21 protein-coding genes are annotated in these 21,135 nt (G+C 68.1%); 7 read left to right on the forward strand and 14 right to left on the reverse strand.

What is annotated here, in order from left to right; all coding sequences use genetic code 11:
* Positions 1 to 342 precede the first annotated feature (342 nt).
* Together ACFXKZ_RS07440 and ACFXKZ_RS07445 are read left to right on the forward strand one after the other, a co-directional pair.
* Positions 343 to 804 carry an XRE family transcriptional regulator gene (locus ACFXKZ_RS07440; protein ID WP_379997476.1) on the forward strand — a complete coding sequence of 154 codons (462 nt, stop codon included), beginning with the start codon at positions 343 to 345 and terminating at the stop codon, positions 802 to 804.
* 241 nt (positions 805 to 1,045) lie between these two features.
* Positions 1,046 to 2,002, forward strand: a complete 957-nt coding sequence (locus tag ACFXKZ_RS07445; RefSeq protein WP_379997477.1) for a DUF6545 domain-containing protein — start codon at positions 1,046 to 1,048, stop codon at positions 2,000 to 2,002.
* A gap of 22 nt (positions 2,003 to 2,024) precedes the next feature.
* Here ACFXKZ_RS07445 and ACFXKZ_RS07450 read toward each other — a convergent pair whose 3' ends face one another.
* The 5 genes from ACFXKZ_RS07450 to ACFXKZ_RS07470 all read right to left on the reverse strand — a co-directional run bounded on the left by ACFXKZ_RS07450 (position 2,025) and on the right by ACFXKZ_RS07470 (position 6,324).
* Positions 2,025 to 2,561 (reverse strand): hypothetical protein, encoded by a 537-nt coding sequence (locus tag ACFXKZ_RS07450; RefSeq protein ID WP_379997479.1) that lies wholly within the window; start codon positions 2,559 to 2,561, stop codon positions 2,025 to 2,027.
* A gap of 65 nt (positions 2,562 to 2,626) precedes the next feature.
* Entirely contained in the window at positions 2,627 to 3,811 is a 1,185-nt protein-coding gene (locus tag ACFXKZ_RS07455) for an MAB_1171c family putative transporter (protein WP_379997481.1), read from the reverse strand.
* On the reverse strand, positions 3,811 to 4,335 hold the full coding sequence (locus ACFXKZ_RS07460; protein WP_379997482.1) for an ImmA/IrrE family metallo-endopeptidase: 525 nt from the start codon (positions 4,333 to 4,335) through the stop codon (positions 3,811 to 3,813). Before ACFXKZ_RS07460 ends, ACFXKZ_RS07455 begins: the two co-directional genes overlap by 1 nt.
* A gap of 73 nt (positions 4,336 to 4,408) precedes the next feature.
* Positions 4,409 to 4,966, reverse strand: a complete 558-nt coding sequence (locus ACFXKZ_RS07465) for a Secondary metabolite protein (protein WP_379997484.1) — start codon at positions 4,964 to 4,966, stop codon at positions 4,409 to 4,411.
* Positions 4,967 to 5,307: 341 nt separating this feature from the next.
* Positions 5,308 to 6,324 (reverse strand): CinY protein, encoded by a 1,017-nt coding sequence (locus ACFXKZ_RS07470; protein ID WP_379997486.1) that lies wholly within the window; start codon positions 6,322 to 6,324, stop codon positions 5,308 to 5,310.
* A gap of 1,353 nt (positions 6,325 to 7,677) precedes the next feature.
* On the opposite strand from ACFXKZ_RS07470, the gene ACFXKZ_RS07475 reads away from it, so the two are divergent.
* Both ACFXKZ_RS07475 and ACFXKZ_RS07480 read left to right on the forward strand, forming a co-directional pair.
* Complete coding sequence (locus tag ACFXKZ_RS07475; protein ID WP_379997488.1) at positions 7,678 to 8,538, forward strand: ETX/MTX2 family pore-forming toxin; 861 nt, start codon at positions 7,678 to 7,680, stop codon at positions 8,536 to 8,538.
* 289 nt (positions 8,539 to 8,827) lie between these two features.
* Positions 8,828 to 9,343: a hypothetical protein gene (locus ACFXKZ_RS07480; protein ID WP_379997489.1), complete on the forward strand. Its 516-nt coding sequence runs from the start codon at positions 8,828 to 8,830 to the stop codon at positions 9,341 to 9,343.
* A 97-nt stretch (positions 9,344 to 9,440) separates the two neighbouring features.
* On the opposite strand, the gene ACFXKZ_RS07485 is transcribed toward ACFXKZ_RS07480, so the two are convergent.
* The 8 genes from ACFXKZ_RS07485 to ACFXKZ_RS07520 form a co-directional block, all read right to left on the reverse strand.
* Positions 9,441 to 10,757 (reverse strand): glycosyltransferase, encoded by a 1,317-nt coding sequence (locus ACFXKZ_RS07485; RefSeq protein ID WP_379998661.1) that lies wholly within the window; start codon positions 10,755 to 10,757, stop codon positions 9,441 to 9,443.
* A gap of 300 nt (positions 10,758 to 11,057) precedes the next feature.
* Positions 11,058 to 11,237, reverse strand: a complete 180-nt coding sequence (locus ACFXKZ_RS07490) for a hypothetical protein (protein ID WP_379997491.1) — start codon at positions 11,235 to 11,237, stop codon at positions 11,058 to 11,060.
* Entirely contained in the window at positions 11,234 to 12,040 is an 807-nt protein-coding gene (locus tag ACFXKZ_RS07495; RefSeq protein ID WP_379997493.1) for a hypothetical protein, read from the reverse strand. The genes ACFXKZ_RS07490 and ACFXKZ_RS07495 overlap by 4 nt, the downstream gene beginning before the upstream one ends.
* A 383-nt stretch (positions 12,041 to 12,423) precedes the next feature.
* Positions 12,424 to 13,365 carry an endonuclease/exonuclease/phosphatase family protein gene (locus tag ACFXKZ_RS07500; protein WP_379997495.1) on the reverse strand — a complete coding sequence of 314 codons (942 nt, stop codon included), beginning with the start codon at positions 13,363 to 13,365 and terminating at the stop codon, positions 12,424 to 12,426.
* 136 nt (positions 13,366 to 13,501) lie between these two features.
* Complete coding sequence (locus ACFXKZ_RS07505; RefSeq protein WP_379997496.1) at positions 13,502 to 14,674, reverse strand: hypothetical protein; 1,173 nt, start codon at positions 14,672 to 14,674, stop codon at positions 13,502 to 13,504.
* A gap of 226 nt (positions 14,675 to 14,900) precedes the next feature.
* Positions 14,901 to 16,112 carry a hypothetical protein gene (locus ACFXKZ_RS07510; protein WP_379997498.1) on the reverse strand — a complete coding sequence of 404 codons (1,212 nt, stop codon included), beginning with the start codon at positions 16,110 to 16,112 and terminating at the stop codon, positions 14,901 to 14,903.
* Positions 16,113 to 17,408: 1,296 nt separating this feature from the next.
* Positions 17,409 to 18,155 (reverse strand): phytanoyl-CoA dioxygenase family protein, encoded by a 747-nt coding sequence (locus ACFXKZ_RS07515; protein WP_379997499.1) that lies wholly within the window; start codon positions 18,153 to 18,155, stop codon positions 17,409 to 17,411.
* A gap of 296 nt (positions 18,156 to 18,451) precedes the next feature.
* Entirely contained in the window at positions 18,452 to 19,282 is an 831-nt protein-coding gene (locus tag ACFXKZ_RS07520; RefSeq protein WP_379997500.1) for an ATP-binding protein, read from the reverse strand.
* Between the two features lie 235 nt (positions 19,283 to 19,517).
* On the opposite strand from ACFXKZ_RS07520, the gene ACFXKZ_RS07525 reads away from it, so the two are divergent.
* Genes ACFXKZ_RS07525 through ACFXKZ_RS07535 form a run of 3 tightly spaced genes read left to right on the forward strand, consistent with a single transcriptional unit; the run spans position 19,518 to position 20,825 of the window.
* Positions 19,518 to 20,372, forward strand: a complete 855-nt coding sequence (locus ACFXKZ_RS07525; protein ID WP_379997502.1) for a helix-turn-helix domain-containing protein — start codon at positions 19,518 to 19,520, stop codon at positions 20,370 to 20,372.
* A gap of 1 nt (position 20,373) precedes the next feature.
* Positions 20,374 to 20,601, forward strand: coding sequence for a DUF397 domain-containing protein (locus ACFXKZ_RS07530; protein WP_379997504.1), 228 nt, complete (start codon positions 20,374 to 20,376; stop codon positions 20,599 to 20,601).
* Positions 20,598 to 20,825, forward strand: coding sequence for a DUF397 domain-containing protein (locus ACFXKZ_RS07535; protein WP_379997506.1), 228 nt, complete (start codon positions 20,598 to 20,600; stop codon positions 20,823 to 20,825). Before ACFXKZ_RS07530 ends, ACFXKZ_RS07535 begins: the two co-directional genes overlap by 4 nt.
* A 102-nt stretch (positions 20,826 to 20,927) precedes the next feature.
* Here ACFXKZ_RS07535 and ACFXKZ_RS07540 read toward each other — a convergent pair whose 3' ends face one another.
* Positions 20,928 to 21,128: a hypothetical protein gene (locus ACFXKZ_RS07540; RefSeq protein WP_379997507.1), complete on the reverse strand. Its 201-nt coding sequence runs from the start codon at positions 21,126 to 21,128 to the stop codon at positions 20,928 to 20,930.
* Positions 21,129 to 21,135: the final 7 nt, after the last annotated feature.

Here is a 21,135-nt window from a genome sequence, read left to right on the forward strand (position 1 = left end):
GTTCCCGCCCCCGGGCGCCGTTGTGCTCTCACCGCTCGTCGTGGCGGTTCGATGGGCTAGGTCATGGGATCGCGCGCTCCTCGCGTGGGCCGCAGGGCGGCGTCGGACGGACACGATGGCACCGGGTCGGCGACCAAGTCCACCCTTGTTCGTAGCCCTGGGTCGACCGGCCACAACAGTCCGATGTCACGCCGGATGACTCCCCGTCGGGTCACGTGGGCTGTCTGTAGTAGATCACGAAAATTAGCCATCGCGAAGAGGTGATCTCAATGCGACCAATTTGCTTCCGCGCTAGCAGATCGGGCAGAGTTGGATCACACGGTCCGACAGGGAGGTGACGCCATGGCCGACGATGTGGACGAGGCGGCGCCCGAACCGGGCATGCTCGCGCAGCGCCTGGAGCACCTGTTCGCGACCGTGCACCCACCGGACCGCGGCCCGTACTCGACGGCCGAGGCCGTGGAGCTGATCAACGAGGCGGCCGGCGAAACGGTCATCGGCGCCACGTACATGTGGCAACTGCGAACCGGGCGCAGAGACGACCCCACCCACAGCCGCCTGAACGCGGTAGCCAAGTTTTTCGGCGTGTCCGTTACCTACTTCTACGACGACGCCGTGGCCGAGCGGACCGATGCCCAACTCGCGATGCTCGCCGCCGTCCGCGACGCGGGAGTTCGCTCGATCGCCCTCCGCGCCAACGGGCTGTCGCGGGAGAGCCAGGCCAGCATCGCCGCGATGCTCGACCGCGTGCGCCTCTTGGAGGGCCTTCCCGAGCCGCCGGAGGACCCGGGGCCGGTCGAATAGGACCCGGCTCCATCGCGCGCTTCGCGAGCAGGGGTCGCATGTCGCCCTCACACCCGTGCAACACCGTGTCGAGCCAGTTCGCGACATCTCCAAGGCATCGTGCCTCTGGTCACACATGTCGGATCTGATGCCGAATCGTCCTGATTTGTGTTCTAACATCTCGCGTGGAGTCGCGCGGGTCGTCGGCTTCGCCGCGAGCGGGGGTTCGCACTTCCCGCCCGTCGGAGCTTGAGGAACATACGTGGACGACTTGCAACCGTTGCTCGCCGCCTGCGAACAGCGGCTCGAGGGAATCGCCATACCTCGCCCGTTCGACCTGGACGCGTTCCGCCGTACCGTTGAGGAGTTGCGCTGCCGCGACATAGGCATCGCGGCAGCGGCCGATCCCGACCCCAGCGGCGGCGTCCACGCACTGACCGTCCCGCTGGAGACGACCGACTGGATCTTCCACGACCCGGGCCTGACCGGCGCGCACTTCGAACTGGTCGTCCTGCATGAGCTGGCTCACCTGATCTGCGGCCACACCGCACCGCACTCGGACGCCCCGGATGTGGAGACCTCCGGGCTACGCGGACGTCACGGTTTCGCCCCCGCCCAGGAAAGCGAGGCGGAAATGCTCGCCTCGCTCATCTACGCACGGGCAACGTCCCCGTGCCTGCCCGCGCAACGGTCGGACGACGGAGTACCGGGTCGCCTCACGACCATGCTCGATCGCCACTGGACCCGAATCACCCATGAGCGCCTTCGCGCGCTTCGCCCGCTCTGGGATCTCGTCGTGCCGGCGATCCCCGACGCCGTCCTTCCTGCACCCCCCGGCACGCGCCCCGATCCGCTCGGCCTGGAGGCGGCGCACATGCGCCTGGTCCGGGACGTCGTCGAGATCCGAGACGGCATGCTGGCCCTTCGCCGCTACGCCGACCCGGACCTGTGCGACCGCCTCCGCATCGACCTGGAGGGACGTGGACTCACAGGCGCCGAGCTCCAATTGGCGACCGTCGCGGCGTGGACCGTCCTGACCGCCGACGCGCTGCGCCGAGGCAAGGCTCCGCAACGCGTGGAGTTGGTCCCCCCGCGGCCACCGCTGCCGGATCTCGACGCTCAGGCCGATCGCCTCATCGACATCGAGGCCGCGCTCCACTGGCCGGCGACCGGGGCGTGTGTCGAGGAATTGAGCCGTACTTTGGCCGGCAGGGTGTAGGGAGGCTAAGTCCGGTCGAGGTTCAGCCGAGAGCCCAGCATCCTGCGGCAATCACAAAGCCGACGATGGCGCCGGCGACCGTCTGCGCTCGTGTGTGGGCCCGCAGAGCCACCCTCGACCATGCGACAAGCGGAACGAGCACGGCACCCAATGCCCACCACGCGCCCAGCGCGTAGGCGGTCTGGGTGACCGCCCCGGTCATCACTGTGGTGTGGACGCTGATCTTCCACACGCTGGTGATCGCGGTGAGCACGAGCAAGGTCACCACCATCACCACGACGAGAAGGACCATGTCGTGTGGTGCCCCGAGTACGGCCATCGACGTCAGTCCGGCTGCCACCAGGGCGATCACGACCGGCATCACGCGCATCCGCTGGGTTCGCCTACTCACGTGACGATCCGCCCACTTGCCCCGGCGAATGCCGATCTTGACCAGCATCAGTGGCAGGACGGCGGCGAACAGGATCGCCCACATCGCCCAGCCGACCCCGGTCCATCCGCCTGTCACCGCACCGACGAGCAACAGCAGCACCACAACGATGTACTGCGGCGCGAGCACGTTGGTGACCGTCCGCGCCAGATGCTCCCCCGACGGGACGGACTTCGGGGATCGGTGTGTGGTGCTCATGTTGCCTTCTCCGGAATGGCATCCTCGACTCGGCGCATCGTGGGCGAGGCGAACGCCCGGGCCACACGCACCAACCAGGCGGTCTCCGCCTCCGACTCGGCCGCCGGATGCGGCGTGTACGAGAGGTCGCCCGAGGCCGTGATCCCTTGTTCGGCCAACCGCAGGACTTCCTTGAGCCAGTACGCCTCGGCCACCGCAGCGCGCTGATCCTCCGGCACCTCCGCCCGCTCCACCGCGAGCACCACGTCCCGGTGCAGCCCTGGCGGCGCGGTGTCGCGCAGCGTCAGGGCCGCGTCGCGGATCTCGATCCCGCGGCGATGCAACCGATACGTCAACTCCACCGGGCTGTACTCGCCGGGTTCGTTCTCGCCGCACAGGACGACATGCGGCACCGCTTCCGTCAATGCCCACCACAGGGCGTACAGGCGGCGCATCGCCACCCATTGCCTCCACCGGCGCAGGGCCGCCGCGAACGCCGAGTACGACGTCCCGGCGATGATCAGCATGATGGCCGTCAACTTGACCGCGTTGGACGCGGTCTCGAAGGCGTCGTCACCTCCGGGCCAGGCTCCGTCGGTGGCGGCGATCAGGAGGTACGCCGCGCGAAGCAGGCAGTAGCCCACGCCGAGCAGGTTCCCCAGTGCCAGCGTCGCCAACGACCGCCGCAGACCGCCCGCCGGGGCCGGGCGCGCCGCACGGGCCACCAGCAGGGTGCCCACTCCCGTCGCCAATGTCGCGCCGGCGACGAACACGAGCTGGTATGCGGTCGCGACGGCGTCACCCGCATGGTCGGTGATGAAGTAGTCGCCATCGTGGTCCCGGTCGGGGATGAGGAAGAACAGCACCACCAACGCGCCGATCATCACCCCGGTGGTGATGTACCGAGGCGAGGTGAACGCCGGTGGCTCCTCCGTGGGAGACACCAGAGCGGTGATCCAATTGACGATCAGGAGCATCGCCACGAGCCCGACGACGTGCTTCATGAGCGTGCCCACCTGCGCCACGCCGGTGATGTTCTCGATCGCGTCGTCGACTCTGGGCACCCGGATCGTGAGGGCGACGGCCAAAGCAACGAACGCTCCCCAGAGCGAGCGCGTCCGGTACGAGCTGTCGGTGGTGGGGCGTCTCCACACGACGATCACCCAGGCCAGCACCACGACACCCAGCTCCAAGACGTGCATCACGACCGCCTGCCGGAGCGCCGCGCGGGCTCGGTCAAACTCGCGTGCAACCGCGACAACACCCGCCCGGGCAGCTCGGGTTCCGCCGGCCCGGCAGGAGCGGTGAGCAGGGACGCGAGCGTCTCGGCCTCCAACTCCTGGACGTCGTCATACGACGTGCGCCCGAGCATGCGCTCGATCGTGGACGGAGCCAGGTCCGGCGAGAACTGCCCGGCCAACAGCGCGTCCATCCCACCGCTGTGATCACACAGCACATGCGCCAGCTCGTGCGCGATGATGTGCCGTTGGTGCGCCGGACTGGTCGAGGCGTCGTACCAGACCCAGTCGGCCGTCTCGGTCGCGACCCACATCCCGCACGGCATCCCCGCCGGAAGCCCCTCTGCCAACGGCATCAGGCGCAGGTCTCTCCCCCGCGATCGCGAGATGTTCCGGCACAGGAGCTGCGCGTCGAACGGATCGGGAACGTCGATGTCCAGGGTCTCCAACCGCTTGCGACAGTCGTCCCGAAGCCGCCTGAGATCCACGCACGAAGTCCTTCGATAGTCCTGGGACGAGCGCCAAAGCCGATCGACGCCGCTGACGTCGCGGGTGAAGATCTCAATCACGCTCGCCCGCCCGCGTCTCACCCGCGTCGTGGGCATCCGGCTTGAGCCCTTCGAGGCGCCGAGCCTGCTCGATCACCGCGCTCACCATTCGCAGGCTGTCCGCCGACAGGCCGTCGGCGCGAAAAACCAGGCGGTGGACGTCGTTCTCCCGCATCCGCGACCACGCGTCCCGCTCGGCCGCGATGCGCTCCGCCGCCGCGTCGTCGAAGAAGTAGACGGGCTCGACGCCGAAGAACCGGGCGAGCGCGTCGATGGTCTTCAGCGTCGGATTCGTCTGCACCCCGGTCCGAAGCTGCTGTACCAGGCTCGCGGACACGGTCGCCCCTCCCGAGCCCGCCTGCTCCTTGATCCCCCGCGCGACCTCACCGTTGCTGTACGCACCGCCATCGGGCTTGCGCACGACATCGAACAGTCGGTCGAGCTTCGCGGCCAGCGTCATAGCCGGCGTATCAGGCTTCTCGCCCACTTCGGCACACCTCCTCCATCGGAGGCACAGACTGCACGAATCGTCGTCGCTACGTCCACCAAACTGTTGGATGACGAGAATCACATGCCACTGGACTGTGAGCTTGGAATCCGGCCTTGCCGCGTCGGCGACAAGGCCGGATCGAATCTCCTTTGGCCCTCCGGTTCCCTGTGCGTTCCGTCCGGCCAATTGGAGGTTCAGCGGGCGGGACACTTCACGTGCGTCGGGGCACCCGTGGACTTCCCGATCTCCCTGGAGGGCGGTTCGGAAGGGACCGTCCATCCCGCCATCGAACCCTGAACACGGAACTCGAGGCGGAACCCGATGCCGCGAAGCAGACGCGGCCGAAGTACGGCTCGTCGCCGCGCCGCGGCCCGGCCGTCCGGGCCACCGGATCCCTGGGCAGGCCGTCCGCCGGGCACCGACTATCCGCAGGTGGAGTCGGTGGGTGTGTCGTGGGTGAGGGCGCAGATCATCTTCTTGCCGCGCCCGGGGTACTTGGCGAGGAGTTCGTCCCGGAAGTCCTGCCACTGGCGTTCGATGTCCGCGACCGCGACCTTGACGGCCTGGTTGAGGTTATCGCCGACGTTGCCCCGCGAGACTTCCTTGCTGAGGCCTTTCTGGCCGGCGGAGTCGTAGTGATTGATGCGGCCCTTGCAGTCGGCCTTCTTCCCGTCGGACTCGTACTCGCCGGGGACGCAGCCGGTGGTCAGCTTCGGGTCCACGGCCACGGCCGCGTCCTTCTTCCACGCGGCGGTGGCTTGGTGGCTGTAGGTGCGCAGGGTGAAGAAGGGTGCGGGTTTCCTTTGGCGTAGCCCGGGCGGGTTGCCCAGACCGATGCCGTGTTTCGGATCGGCCTCGTCGCTCCAGTTGCTGTGGGCGTAGAAGTCCTCGACGACGTGCCAGGCGTGTCCGAGGTGTTCGAAGACCTCGCACTTGGCGCGGCCGCGGCGGTCGTCGTATGTGCAGGGGTGGCCGAGGGCGACCTCTGCGGGCTTGATGTGCCCCCCGGCATCGACGAGTCGGTCGGCGGCGGCCACCGCCTTGTCGAATCCCACGATGGCGGTTTCCACGCAGGCGAGGAGTTCGTTGGTGGCCTGTTGCCTGGTGCGCGGGTAGGAACTCGTCGCCAGGTAGTCCGCGTCGTCGCAGTGGTAGCGGGTCTGCTCGGCGTGGATGTGGTCGCTGATTTGGATGGCGCCCCAGTGGGTGTTGTCGATCTTGTGCGCGGCCATCGCGGCGAGGGACACCTTCTGGAAACCGGACAGGGCCCGCGTGGTGATGTCCGTGTGCGTATCGGGGCCGAAGGCATACGCGGGGACGGCGGCGGCCGGGACGGAGGCCAAGGCTGCGGAGACGGCGAGAGCCGCGCGTATGCACCACGGCCCACGGTGGCGCGCGCGGCGGGTGGTGGCGGAGCGGAAGGCGAAGGAGGCGTTCATGGCTGCTCCCTGGGGACGGGCACGGGCGTGCATGCCGACCGGAGGACTCGAAGCGACGGGGACGTGTGGCCGCGTCGGGTTCCCGCCTCAGCTTGGCTCGGGGAAGGCTCGTACAACCTGTCCAACTAACCCATTGGTGGGATTCTTGTCGCACCGAAGCCGCTAGGCGACACATCGATACCGTCGATCGGTAACTCTGGACCGACCAGCCGCTATGACGGCGGGGGTACCGTGCCTGCGGATCGTCGACCGACGCAAACACCGCGGTCCTCGACGAGACCGATCCCGGCGAATCCCGGCCCGTCGATGCCGTACCCTGGCGCGCGACCGTACCCGCGAGCCGCGAAACCGTGCGACCCCAGCAGCCGAAGTCGCTCTCCGGGTGGACCGGCATGCACAGGACATCGACTTCCGCTCGTGGCGCGCTGCCCTTGGCGCTGCCCACGGCCCGAGAGCCGAGCACCTGATGAACGATCACGTGATCGGCGTCGTTCGAGTGATCGGCAGGCGATTCGGACAGGTCGAATGTCTCATCGGGATTCGGCCGGGGTCGCCGCCGCTCGGCGGGCTCCGCCGAGGCAAGCCGCTCGGGGAGCGCACCGGTCCGGGTCACGCCCGGAACACGGGGTCGCCCCCCAAGGCCGAACCGGTCCTTCTCCACTCGCGATGCCCTGTATGACCGACTATCGGTCGACGAAGTGGCCAACCGCCGATCGTGGCCTCACCTCGTCCTAGTCCTCGAACCGGAGAACCACCTCCTGCGACACCCCCACATCGGCCCCTTCTCCCCACGTCGTCGACGAAGGCGCGCCACGCACCGTCCGCCCCGCGAACGGGCGTCCGCGCTACACGGTCGCCGACGGCAACCAGCGGTTACGGATCGGCTCCCGGATGGGGCACCCCTCGGGGTCGACGCCGCCGCCCTGACGACCCCGGCGAGACCAAGATGCACACGACGCAACCGCCAGGAGTACTCATCGCCGGGGGCCTCGGGGCGGGCGGCGTCTTCGATAAAACCGTCCATTTGGTTGTATCAAGATGCGGCCCATCCGATACCCGGACATCGTGGATGCCGTAGAGCACGCGAAGGCGGACACACGATCGATGAGATGAGTACGTCCGGTAGATCGGCGCCGTGCGGTTGAACTGCCGCCCTTCTCGGCCGAGTCGGACGACGGGCATGTCGATGGGGGTTACGCGCCGTCGTTGCATGGATGACGCGAACCACGGTTCAGCTTCCGGAGACCAAAAATTGATCGGCCCGGACCGGTCGAGTCATCCGGATGAACCCGGGGCCGTCTACCGGCGGAAATCACCGGCGGGAGATCGGCGAAATTCTGAACGGAGAATCGCATGAGCTTCCATTTGCACGTTGCCGCAGCCAAGAACAAGGAGCACTGCAAGGCCTTCGGGAGCGGGAAGGAGATCCACCACGTCACCGACAAGGAGGCCAAGTCCTTCAGGCTCACCGGGTCGACCATCAAGGAGGGATTCGGAAAGATCCTCGACGGGAAACCCGACCACGTCTACTGGAGCGACGAACATTACAAGACCTTTGGTTGGACCGTTCCCAGCACGACGCTGATCCTGGCCAAGTCCGAGATCATCGGCATCGACACGAAGCCGGTCATCGTGAAGGACCAGACGTTCACCAACGATTCGACCAAGGCCGGCGAGTTCAACGCATCCGTCCAGGACAGTGTGACCTGCAGCGTGAGCGACACCTGGACCCAGAGCAACAGGGTCGACGTCGGCCAGACCTTCAATTACCAGGTCGAATTCCTCGGAACCGGAGGCGGAGGGTCGACACAGCTGACCTACTCCCACGAGTGGGGACACAGCAAGACAGAGACCAAGGACATCACCGTCGGATCGCAGAGCGGGGTCAGTGTCACCTTGCAGCCGCACCAGTCGGTCGTCGCCGAACTCTCCGCAAGCCGCGGAACCCTCAAGGCGAGGTTCACGTTCCATGCGACCGTCAGCGGAGACCTGATCGGCTATTTCAACGACAAGCACAAAGGCCACTGGTGGTGGTGTGCCCCCATCAACGAGGTGCTGCAGTGGGCGAAGCTGCCCACCACGTTGACCATCACCCAGGAAGTCGACGTCGACTACTACTGCAACGGAGAAGTCAGGCTGAAGGACAAGGACAACAAGTTGCTCGCCTTCTTCCCGTTCGGCGTACGTGCGGGCGAGGAGAGCCGGCCCATGTGACAGGTGGTTCTGCTCCGACTCCGAGACGACGCCGGTCGAGTACCACACCCGGACCGACCCACCCAGGCGCCGGCCGCCGGTCGCCGAGGACACCCCCGGCGGCCGGCGGCGCCGGACCGCCTCGACCGTCCGACCGGCCTGGTCCAGGCCGGGGTATGTCCTCACCCGGCCGGAATGGTTGAAGCGTATAGCGGACGCGTCGCCCAAAGGTGCGGCAATCCTCCGGCCCGCCGCACCGAACCCACTCACCACACATCACACCGCCTGCGAACCCGAAGGGAGCACACCGGTGCCACCCCCGAAACCCACGACCAAAAAGCCCACGACCAAGAAACCGACGACCACCCTAAAACCCACCACGACCAAAAAACCGACGACCACCAAAAAGCCCACCACGACCAAAAAACCGACAACTACCCAAAAACCCACCACGACCAAAAAACCGACAACCACAAAGAAACCCACACGACTGGTCCAGAAGAAGCTCAAAGAATGCACTGGGGCCAACTACGGCTGGACTGTGGTCGAGAAGGCCATCTCAGACGTCAAGCACGGCACCGAAGCCGGCTTGGAAAAAGCCGGGAGATACCCACACAGCTACAGCAACAGCGACGGAAGTCTTCCCAAGGGCTATACGTATAAGTCTTATGACCTCATTCCCACCACCAGCGGAGGGAGGGCGAGCGAACGCCTCTATCGAGGGGAACCCACCGGCGGTGCCGGGCCATCCACCTGGTACCTCTCGCCGGGACATAACAAGGGCGTCATCTATGAGATCACCGATGCCAACGACAAGGTGAAATGACCCGCGAGGCCGGTGGGCTTCCCATCCCGTTCCGATGCGGACAGGGGAAGTGTTGGGGAAGTGTTCTCGCATGGGAGCCAGGCAGGTGAGGTCGTGTTCAGGGGCCGGCGTCCTCGGCCGCCTTGGACGCGAGCCACGCGGGCACGGGTTCGTTCCGGTCGAGCCAGCGTCGCGCCGCCCGCGGGCCTGCGGGCAGTTCGGCCAGGACCGACCGATAGGCGGCGCGTCGGTAGGCCACCATCATTCCCGCGGTTCCACCGTTGCCTCGGCCGTTCGCCTCCGGGAGGTGGACGGCCAGGTCGGGTTGCGGCGCGTGCCCGCACCGCAACCTCTCGTGCGTACAGGCGGACAATGTTTCGAGACTGTCCGCCACCAGAACGCTGTCCCAGCCGTGGAGATGGGCATGGGTCAAAAGCCGGCGGTGAGTCAGCAGCTCGGCGACCTGTGGGTCGTCGTGGGTAACTGCGGCCACGGCATCGCCGCAGGGCACGGGTGGGCGCGCGCTCGTGCCCTGCGGCGGATGTTCGGCGGTGGGCGGCGGGCGGCCCTCCCCCAGCTCCATCGGGTAGAGCGCGCCGTCGAAAAGGGCCGCTGGGTGTGTGAGTTCGACACCCACGGCGTCATGGATGGACCGGACGGACTCCGGTGCCATGTGTTCGGCGAAGTGGCGCAGGACCGGATCCGTATCCCAGCCGAGTTCACTCCACGCGATGAGGTAATTGCGCAGGTGGTCCTCCCAGGCGAGGCGGTAGGGGACACCAGAGGGACGTTCGAAGCGATGTAGCCAGCGCAGTGCGGGCAGGCACACGGTGCGCCCGCCGTTGCGGCGGATCTTCTCGTGCAGATAGCCCTCCTCGCATCCGAAACCCCGGAACCGGGTGTTCAGGCCGGGCCAGGCGTCACGGCGGCAGGCGAATACTCCCGTGCCCTGCATCGGGATATCGAACTCCGCGGCCGTCGGGTCCTTCGCCCGGTCGTCCACCGCCCACTGCCCGTGCATCCCGTCGGACCACACCGGCGTGAAGTGTGTACCGCACACGGTCACCGCGTCGTCGTGCAGTAGCGGCCCCTGCACCAGGTCACGGCAGCCCGGGCGCCGGTCGAAGTAGTCGAGCACCGCTCGCAGGGCACCGGCAGCCAGCAGCACGTGGCTGTCCAGAACAACGACGATCTCGCCTGCGGCGAGCGGGAACACCATGTGCTTGACGGCCGTGGAGCGCACCGTGGTCACCGGAACGTAGCGCAGGTTGGGCACACCGGCCTCCAGGGACTTCAGGACGCCCGCTGCGGCTCCTTCGGGATTGTTGTCGATCAGCAGGATCTCGGTCACCGGCATGACGTCCCCGTGATGCAGCAGCAGCGAGGCGATGGTGAACCAGGCGCCATCGAAGTCGTCGTAGGTGCAAATCCCCACGGTCAACCGGGCCGGCCCTCTGGCGGGAGTCGCCCGAGGAATGCGGCCCGCGCCCGACACGACGGGAGCGAGAAGCCTGCGTAGTTCAGTGGCCGAGATGCGCATGCGCCCACCTCGGCCGAGCCCGCCCCGTACCCGATCCGAGCTCGGACTTCGTGGGTCGTTGTCGCAAAGTGAGCCCTTTCGGAGGTGCTCCGGGTGGGGGTGCGGCGTCGGGCGGAGGGCCGGGTCGGCGACCGGCGACCGGCATCGAGCGGGGCCAACCGCGGGTGACGGCGGCACGGACACCCCGGCGAACCGCTAGTGACTGGCGGGCCAGGCCCAGCGCGCCTTGTAGACCGGTCCGAGATCGAGGGTGTGCTTCTTTCCGTCCTTCACCACGGAGACCGTCTTGGCGTCCGTTTCGTCGCCCATGATCTGGGTGTACATGATCGTGCCGTCGTGGATGTTCGGGCTTTTGAGGTTGGTGGCGGACGTCAACGGGTCGCCCTGCTCGTGCGCGGATTGGAAAACCGAGCGGGCCAGCGGGGCGGCACCGACGGTGCGGGTGGCGAGGTTAAGGCAACGACGCGAGATTCCGTGCTGATCCACAGGGTGTCCCGGTCATGGCGGGCGATGTCGTGGGGGCTCTCCCACCAGCCCGTCTTCTTCAGGTAGGTGAGTTCCAGGGGTTTGGCGACCAGGTCGTACTGGGCCACCTGTGTCAGGGACGGGTGATCGCCGGACTGATAGCTGTACTCCCGCAGGACACATTTGCCCGTCTTGTCCTTCGCGTGCCCGGTGCGTCCGACCGCCCACAGGTGGCCTCCGCCGTGGCCGTCCCCGGCGTCGATCCACACCGACGCATGGGAGTCCTTGAAGTCGTAGGGAATCACCTTGCCCGGGTCGGCGGCGCGGACCAGGGCCAGGTTGTCCTTGGTGGGGGCCTGGGAGCAGGGGGCGTGGACTACCACGTTGCCGTCCGGCAGGGCGGTCGCCGAATGCACCCCGCCCGAGAGGTCCTGGAGAGCCTTGTCCTTCTCGTGCCAGAGCGTCTTGCGGGTCGCGTGGTCGATGACGACCACGTGCGGCTTGATCGTGGTGCGGGCCGCGACCACCACCTTGCCCCACTTCTTGTTCGTCACGGCCTTGGCGTCCGTGTAGTGGCCGCTACGGGAGGTGTCGCCCTGTGCCGGCGACCACACGCTCTTGGCCTTCAGGACGCTCATTCCCGAGTCCTCGACCGTGAACAGCTCCGGGCCCGCCTGCTTCGGGGCGGCCAGCAGCAAGGGGTACGGGGGCATCGCGGACGTCTCCTCTTCATGGCGGTGATCGCGAATACCCCCCGAGGAACGTGCGCACTCCCGGCAGGCAACGCCGTGCGAAGGCGGTTCTCTTCCACGACTGCCCGGCGTCACGGCCCGAATGACCAGGGTCGCCGCCCCGGCGCCGCAGCCCTCGGTGCCGGTCCGTGCGGCCGTCAACGGCGGCGTTTGTCCTTCGCGAGTGGTGCGCGCAGCCCGGCGTGCCAGGAAGTCGCAGAGGGACGCCTGCTCGGAGTGTGGCCCAGGGCGCGACGTGGAGAATGGTCGGTCGGGTGGGTAGTTGTCGGTTCCGCCGGCCGGCCAGTCGATTTCGCGGGCATCGGTGGCACGATCGATGCCAGGCGGGGTCGGCTCGTGCCGGCTCATCGGGCCGCGCTCCGCATCCGGGTCGAGGACTGCCTGAGGTCGGCGCGTGGTGCTGCGGCGCGGCGCAGGATGTCCGCGAGCGTGGGGCGGTGGAAGCGGGCGCGGACCGCGTGGTGGTCGGAGAGTCCGGTCATGTCGATCACGTTGACGTCGACCAGGGCCGGCAGGAGCATCCGTGACAGCCAGAAGCCGTCGACGGCGGTCGCGGGCCCCTGTTCGGGTTTTTCGACGACTGTGGGTGCGAGTGCGGACATGCGCCCGTAGGTGAGTGCGACGTGGCGGGCGGCGTCCTCGGCGCCTGCGGTGCGGATCTCCTGGTCGGTGTGGGTGTCCGGGATCCGCACTCCGTCGGGGCCGCGGCGGGAGCGGTGTGTTTGGTGGACGCGGTCGGTGAAGGTCTCGATGGGTGGCAGGAGCGGGCCGCCGGGGACGGGTGTGGTGTAGCTGTTGCGGTCGCCGCCGAGGACCGCGGGCAGTTTTACCGTGTTGCCGCTCCCGGTGATGTGCGCCTTGTCGAGGAAGCGGGTCAGGTACTCCCCCTCGATCGCGCGGCCGGTGCAGGAGGCGTAGGGGAGGTGGAGGGACACACAGACGATCGGCAGAGTTTCCGCGTGAGTGTCGCGCAGGCGCAACGCGCGTGCCGTGGGCTCCAGTTGCCATCCGCTGTCATCCCAGCCGCGCGGGGATTCGAACACCGCGGGGTCGATGTACAGGGCGGTGGAGCTGCCCTTGCCGACCCATCCGGTCATGCCGAGTACGGTTTCGGCCGCGTCGGCGAGTTCACCGTTGTTGTCGAGGGCGTCCCACATCTCCTGCCGGAAGAGCACGGCGGGGCGCAGCGAGGCGTAGTACTCGTGGGTCCGGTGCCATTTCTGGCGGTCGCCGCCTCCGTTGTTCTCGAAGTTGGCAGTGATGAAGTCGATGGTGGTGGTGGTCATGTCGGGGCCTTTCGTTCAGGCGTGGATACGTGGATCGGTCGCGGTCGGGAGGGGCGTTGTTCGTTTCGTGTGGGAGTTGTCGAGCGGTTCGGGGCGGCGCCACGGTCTTGTGGAGCGCGTCCTTGTCGGGCGGCCGTCAGCCGTGGGATGCGTTGCGGGTGCCGGGTCGGTGCTGTCGGGGAACGGCGCAGGCGGCGTGGACGCGGGCCAGGGCCGAGGTCAGGGCGTACTCGGGTTGTGTGGGGCGGAGTTCGAGGCCACGGGCGATGGTGGCGACGATGCTCAGCACTCGGGTCGCACGGCGCGTCGTGTGGCGTTGGGTGTCGGTGGGCCCGGGGACGCACGGAGGCAGGGCGAGGCAAGTGGCCAGGATGGTCAGGGTGTCCATGGCCCACAGCCGAAGGACCTCGCGTAGCGCGGTGGACCGGTCGTGGTCGGGCGGAAGCGGGCCGGTGTCCGCGGTGAGCCAGGAGTGCAGGGAGTCGGTTACTGCGACGACCGTGTCGGGGGGTGCGGCGCTGCCGATCAGGAGTTGGATCAGGCGGCTGACCAGCAGGGCGAGGTCAGCCTCGGGGGTGGCGAGGTGTGGTCGCGGGCTGGTGGTCCAGGTGCCGTCCGTGGCCAGGACGAGGTGGTCGCAGTCCAGGTTGCCGTGGACCAGGACGTGCCGGTCCTGGTGATCGTCGGGGCGGTGTTCGTCCAGGACCACGGACAGGTGGTCGATCCGGTCGCGGAACGCGCGACGATCCTTGGCGCGGATCCACCCGGTGCCGATGTCGGCCGGCCACGCGGGGGTGATCCGGTGCCAGAGCGAGCCGAACTCGCCCTCGATGCCCGACCGGCCGCTCGACGCGGACACGGGCACCGTCCTGGCGAGGCCGGGGTCGCGGGTGGCGGTAAGGGCGGTCCACAGGTGTTCCAGAAGTGCGCTCGTGCGGTGCGGGTGTTCCAGGACGGCCGCCGACAGGCTGGTCCCGTCCGGGTGTTCGGTGATGGTGATCGGCCCTTGGGAGACGAGGGTTTCGGGTCGGTCGAGCCCGGTGGCGCGAGTGAACGCGAGCGCGTCGGCGAGATCGCGTTGGACGCGGCGGCCGACGCGGTCGTGGCCGTGGTGCAGCAGCGAGGTCACGGTCGCGTCGGCGGCTTCGGCGTCGTACAGGAGTGCGGCGACCGGTCGCCCGTAGTCCATGCGGACCGTCACAGGCCGCTTGTCCACGGTGGCGCTGACGGTGTGGCCGGATAGGTCTCCGAGGTCGGTGCCCGGGACGATGTGCGCACCGTCGAGGAGTTGGCGAAGGGCCACATCCATGCGGTGTGCCGCCCATCCGCGGGCTCGGTTCGCGTCACGCAGTCTCCGTCGCACGGTGCTCGCGTCTGCCTGGCGAAGTCGTGGTGACGAGCCGTGGGATGTGGTCCGTGGCGTGTTCGGGCCGCCGGTGATGGCGTGGTCGTGCACGTGTATCTCCTGTGCGGGGTTGGCGTTCGGCCGGCTCCGGGCCGGGCTGTTCCGAGACCGGGCGGCGCGCGGGGCGAGTTCAGGCGCGGGCGGCGACGATGACGCGGTCCAGGGCGTCGGCCAGGGCGGTCGCGGGTGGAGTGTGGGCGCCGAGGAGGCTGTGCGTGATGCTCTCGACCAGGTCGAGGACCTCGATCGCGCGCTCGGCGAGGCCGCGTTGCGCCGGTGTCAGGATCGGTACGTCCGGAGGCAGCGCGAGGTAGCCGGCGACGGTGGTGAGCGTGTCCATCGCCCACAGGCGCAGTACGTCACGTAGCCCTTGGGTACGGCGGATCCCGTGTGCGGCCAACGGGCCTTCGACCGCGGTGATCCACGTGTACAGATCGGTGGTGACGGTGTCCGCGACGACGGTGCCGGTTCGGGCGCCGATCAGGTGTTGGGCCGTGCGGCTGACGAGCGTCGCCAGGTCGGCGTGTGGGGTGGCCAGGTGTGGGCGCGGGCAGGACGGCACGGGCGCCGGGGGGCGGATGACAATGTCGGCGGAGTCGAGTCCGCCGTGGGCGAGCACTCGCTCGGAGGTTCCGGGGACCGTGAGCATGAGGCGCACGGCGACATGGACCAGACGTGCACGCAACCCCGACAGCGCGGCGCCGGAGACCCATCCGCGGCCTGCTTCGGCGATGTGGTCGGGCAGCGGGTCCGCCATCCACAGCTCGGCGAACTGCGCCTCGATCGAACCGACTCGGTCCAGCGAGGCAGCGGCGGCCATGCGATTCGCGGCGGTCCGCAGCCGCAGCGGAGCCAGCGAGCCCCACAGCCGGTCGATGTGATCGACGACCTCGTGCGGTGTGTCGAGCATCTTCGATGCCAGGGTCGCGCCGGACGGAGTCCGTTCGACGACCAGGACCGGGCCCAGGTGGGCCGGCACGGCGGGCGCCGGTGGGCAGCCTATCGCGGCCAGGACCGCCCGGTGGGCCACGACGCGAGCGGTTTCACGGCTCGCCCGCCCGTGGGCGGCGGTCATGCGCGCCGCGACGTTCGCGCCCTGCTCGTGCAGCAGTTCGGGCAGCGGGGTGCCGTAGGCCAGGGACGCCGTGACCGCGAATGGTTCCTGTCCGACCCGGTGCAGCAGCGCGTCGCGGATGTGGTGGGTGGACGTCGAGTGGGCGTCACCCCATTCGATCGTGCCGTCGAACAGGGTGGGCACGATCGCGGCCAGTCGTGCGTCAGCGAATGCGGTCACCTGGTCGTGGGCGCGTCGTTGTCGGGAGTGGTTGTGGTGGGTGGTCATGGTCCTGTCCGGGTTCGAACGGGCAATGGGAAGGAAGGGCGAACGAGGTACGCCGGCGCGAAGCCGCCTGCCGGGGCTGCTCCGGCGCCGCGTATCAAGGCGCGGTGGCATTGCCGAACCGGGCGCCGGCTGCGCTGGTCGGTGCACTTCCGCGAAGGGATCGGCGGGTCGAGTGAGCGTCAGTTCGAGGTGGACCAAGTGGCGACAACCGTGGCGCCGGTCCGGGCGAACGGTCGCCAACCCACCGTCGGCGGCGGAACACGACGGAGCCCGGGGCCGGCCGGTTCGCACGCGCGACGGTGCAAGGCGTGCAGGACCGTCGGCGTCGCGCGGTGCGGGCTGCCCCCGGGCAGGTGGGGCCGGCGAGGAATGCGGTGCCCGAAGGCCGTTCGGATGGCGGCAATTGCCTGACCCGCGGTGACGACCCGTACTGCCGTCGGATTGTCCGGCGAGGTGATGACGATCCGCAGCACGCGCTCGGGATGAACCGTGGCCGTCGGCGCGGAACCGACCCGTCCTCCCCCGGATTCGCGCAGCACCATCTCCATCGCGAGCGGCCTGTGCCCGGCCGTCGCCATACCGCCCGAACGCATTGCGGGCGAGGCGCCTTTCGAGGGATCGGGGGTCAGTGGCACGGACGGTCTCCGGCGTGGTGGCGACGATAGGTGACGGTGGCCGAGGCCCGCAGGTATCTGCTCTCGTTTGCGCCCATGCCGACCCACAGACGCGGGTGCACGGCGAGGACGCACGGATCCGATCCACCACAACCACCCATCCGACCAGGGCCGTTGCGCCTGCGGCAGAACAGACCGGGACCCGGGGACATCACACGGACGTGGCTTCGCAAGACGACCCGCAGGCACCACGAGCCGTCTCGTTGAATCGGGATCCACAGGTGGACGCTGTCGTTCGACGAGCCCATGGCCGAACAAGGTCCGCACGGCACCGGTGGCGAAGGCGGTGTGCGCGGGAGCATGTACCTCAAGGCAAGGCCAACCGGCTCGACCGCGCCACCCAGGATCCGAGCTGCCCAGCAGTTGAGTTCGCGGTCGTGCAGCAACTCGTCAAAGAGCACGGACAGCGCGGCACCGTCGAGCGAGTCAGCGTTGCGGGCGGCGCCCACAGGGTGGCGAAGTACGTCCCGGCGCGTCGGACCCCACCGTTCGTACAGGCGCACGGCCTCCGCCTCCAGGCGCGCCACGCGGTCTTCGGCCAGCACGTTGCCCAACTGCGCGTATCCGTCGCGGTGGTACATCCGGCGGGCCGCGTCGACATCGGCATCCGAGACAGAATCGTTCACGACGCCACCACCCGGATCGTTCGCGCCTGCGGGCCCAACCCGTCGCCACGGCGGCGCGGGGCTTCCGTAATCGGGGATTCCATGTCGGGCTTCGGCACGGGCCGCGATTCGACTCCTCGGTAGAGGATCCGTACCACGAGCAGATCCCGGCCACCGGCGTTGTTGGTCCAGCCGTGCGGCAGCCATCCGTGGACGAACAGGACATCGCCCGGGTGTAGTTGGATGTGCCGCGCGCCCGACGCCGGTAACGCGCTCGGGTCGATGCCGGCTGGATCCCCACGATGCGTCCGGGCCCGATCGTGGGCCTGCGGGTACACCATGACGGCGCCGTGACGTGCGTACAGCGAGTCCAATGCGACGTACGCGCACACGTGCGTGTCGGCGTCGAAACCCTCGACGACGGCGTCCTGGATGGGCGCCTGTTCGCCGTCTCGGGCGGGTATCCGCAGTAACTCGTAGGTCACGATGGCGACGTGATCCGCCGCCAACACCCGGCGAACTGCCGTCTTTACGGTGACGGAGTCCCCGAGGATGTCGATCTCTCGCGAGAGCGACCGGACGTTCCGAGCCGGCCTCACCAACTTCGCGTCGCGGCCGTCGTGGGCAACCGGGGTGAACAGACCCACGGCTTCCTCACGGATGCGTTCGGTCCAGATCCGGCCGATCTCGCCGGCCAGGAGGGCGTATCCGAAACGTCTCAGGCCGGCGCGCATGGTGTGTTCGTGCGTGGTGTTCGTGATCACAATTCCTCGCAGGCGACGAAGATGTATGTGGGGGAAGTACGAGCGCAGGCGAATCGCCGTTGATTCGCCTGCGCCGCCGTCGGATTGCCGTTGATCCCCGTGCGAGCAATCCGGGCCCGGGCTCCCTGCAGGGGGTCGAAGGGGGGATCGGGGCGGAGAGGCTGAATGGGATCGGACGCGAGCCGCGCGGGCGGCTCGCGTCCGACCGGCCGACCCGGAAGGCAGCGAGGCGGCCCGACCCGACGCAAGGAGTTCATCGACCTGTGCCGGGAAGAAGGGGCGAATTCGTAGCTCAGCTACGCGGAAACAGGTCTCCGCCGTCGACGCCGGGCCGGGAGAACCGATTGTGGTCCTCGCTCGGGGCAAAGCCGATCTGCGTGCCCGGCGGTCGGAGGTTGAGGCCAGGATGGCGAGACACAGCGCCGGACAAAGCGAGCGCGACATCTGGATGTGGCGACTCGCGGTCCGGCACCGCCTCGACGGTGTGCCTGACTTTGAGTTCGGAACAATTCCCGTACACGCATCAGCCACGGCTGCGCCACAGCCACCGCACGACGGTTATGCGGCCCGCCGCGCATCACGGGTAGGCCCGAGACCGCAATCGACGGAGGCCCGGCTTGTCGGGTAGCCCCGTCGTCGGCGTCGCACCTGTACGACGCTGCGGGCGGGGCGTCGTGCCAGATCGGGCGCCCAAGAGCAGCACGACGCCGCGCCGCGAGCGTTTCGGGGGCGGACGACGCCGGTAGGGCGAATGCCGCCCGGATCCATTTCCCGCCACCCGGGCACGGCCCGTAGGCCACCTCGTCCGCCAAGACGAGGGCCATCTCCAGCCCCCGTCCGTCCTCCGCATCGGCATCGGGCTCGGCGCGCGGTGCCCTCCAGGCCAGTACCACGAAAGTGTCATCCGTCACCGCGAAGAGCAGCCGTTCTCCATCGACCCACCAGAACAAGTCGATGGATCCGTCGGTGTGTTCCAGCGCGTTCGTGACCAACTCGACGACCACCGAGCGGGGATCGTCGTCGGACAACGCGCCGACGGCAGCGCACACGGCATCGGTGTGCAGGCGGGCGCTCTTGGCGGAGAGCGCGGTTCTCGGGAGTTCCAGTCGTTGAGCGGGCAGTTCCATGCGGGTCTCCCTGCGGGTCGCACGGGCATCGCACACTGCTGCGTCTTGTGATCATGACAACGCAGTCGGTGACTGGAAACAGACTCCATCTCTCCTTGGTATGACGTCAAGTCACTTCCAGGAATACTTCCTGGAACATTCCCATCGGACCTTGGTGTATAGGCTCGCAGCGGCTCCGGGATGCTGGGCGGTAGCAGGCACGGCGGATCTACGCGACGACGACGGGGAGGACGACATGGCCACGAGCGGCCCGGGCAACCTTCGAGCGCGACGAGACTTCGGATCGCGACTTCGCGCCCGGCGCGGAAGAACCCCTGCGAAGGCGGTGGGCGACGCGATCGGCGTCACCGCGGCGCAGGTGACGAGGATCGAGACCGGAGACCGCACCTGCACGGACCAGATGTTCGACCGCTTCGTGGAGCTCTACGGAATCGAGGGCCAAGACCTCGTCGACCTACGCGAACTCCTGGAACAGGCCCGCGATGAGACGCCGCCATGGTGGTACGCCTTCGGCGAGGTCGTGTCGGCCAACTACGCCACGGTCCTCGAATACGAGGCCGACGCCCGCCTGCGCCGCGACTACCAACCCGTCCTGATCCCCGCCCATCTCCAGACCGAGGCGTATTCGCGGGAGGTGACGAGTCTCGGATGGAGCGCCCTTGGCCCGGACCAGATCGACAGCTTGGTCGAGGTTCGCTCGATGCGGCAACGCCGCCTTTACGAGCCGAAGCCGCTCTTCGTCGAAGCGGTTATCACTCAGGCCGCCGTCACCTTCGAGGTCGGCGGCCCCGAGGCACATCTTGAACTTCTCGATCACCTTCTGGAAATCACAAAACTCCCGAACGTCGACCTCCGCATCATCCCGTACACAGCAGGTGCGGGAGGTACCCATACCGGAGCCTTCAACGTCTTCTCCTACGACGGCGGCGACCCCGACGTGGCGTTCTCCGAAGGCGTCAGCGGTAGCGTATTTATGAACGATCCCCGTGACTTGGTGCGCGTGAACAGGCTCTTCAAGAACCTGGGGAAGGTCGCGCTCAGCGCGGACGACACCCGTGCCCTCATCAAGGCCAAGAGAAACCGGACCTGACATGGACCTGAACGACGTCTATGCCCTCGACCTCGACGGCATAACTTGGAAGAAGAGTTCCTTTACCGCCAACGCAGGAGACTGCGTCGAAACGGGCGTCATCCCCGGGTCTGCCGCCGTGGCGATCCGAGACAGCAAGAACACGGATCTGCCCGTCACACGCGTATCCGCCTCTGCCTGGCACGAGTTCGTCGACGCCGCCAAGACCGGAAGGTTCGTCCAGGCATGACCTCGGACGACAAGGCGAACCTCTACGCCTTGGATCTATCCGAGGCGCACTGGCTGACCGCGCCTGGAGCCGACCCCAACGACCGGATCGAGATCGCGGCACTCCCCGATGGGGGAATGGCACTGCGAAACCCGGCCGACCCGAACGGAGCCGTCCAGAGGTACAACGCCCGCGAATGGGCCGCGTTTCTGGCAGGAGCGCGAAACGGCGAATTCGACGACTAGCCCTCATGCAAGACGGAGGGCCCCAACGCTGGTGGGGCCCTCCAACACCGTGCCGCCGGCAGCTTCGTAACGGGATCCAAACGCGGACGGTAGACGTACCCCTCATGGGCGTACGTGCTGCTTCATGTCCAGCAGTTCGACCGAGACCCGCACCCGTACCTCGGCCCCGGACAGGGTGGAGGCGGGGGCGGGACCCGGCTCGGGGATGGTGCCCTGTCCACCGCCGGAACCTCCGCCGACAACGAGTGCCCCCGAGCCGGCTCCCCGTTCCGGGTTCTCGACGCCGCCCATTCGCCTGCCCATGGGTCCG

The organism is Embleya sp. NPDC059237 (assembly GCF_042754105.1).
Classification (GTDB): Bacteria; Actinomycetota; Actinomycetes; order Streptomycetales; family Streptomycetaceae; genus Embleya.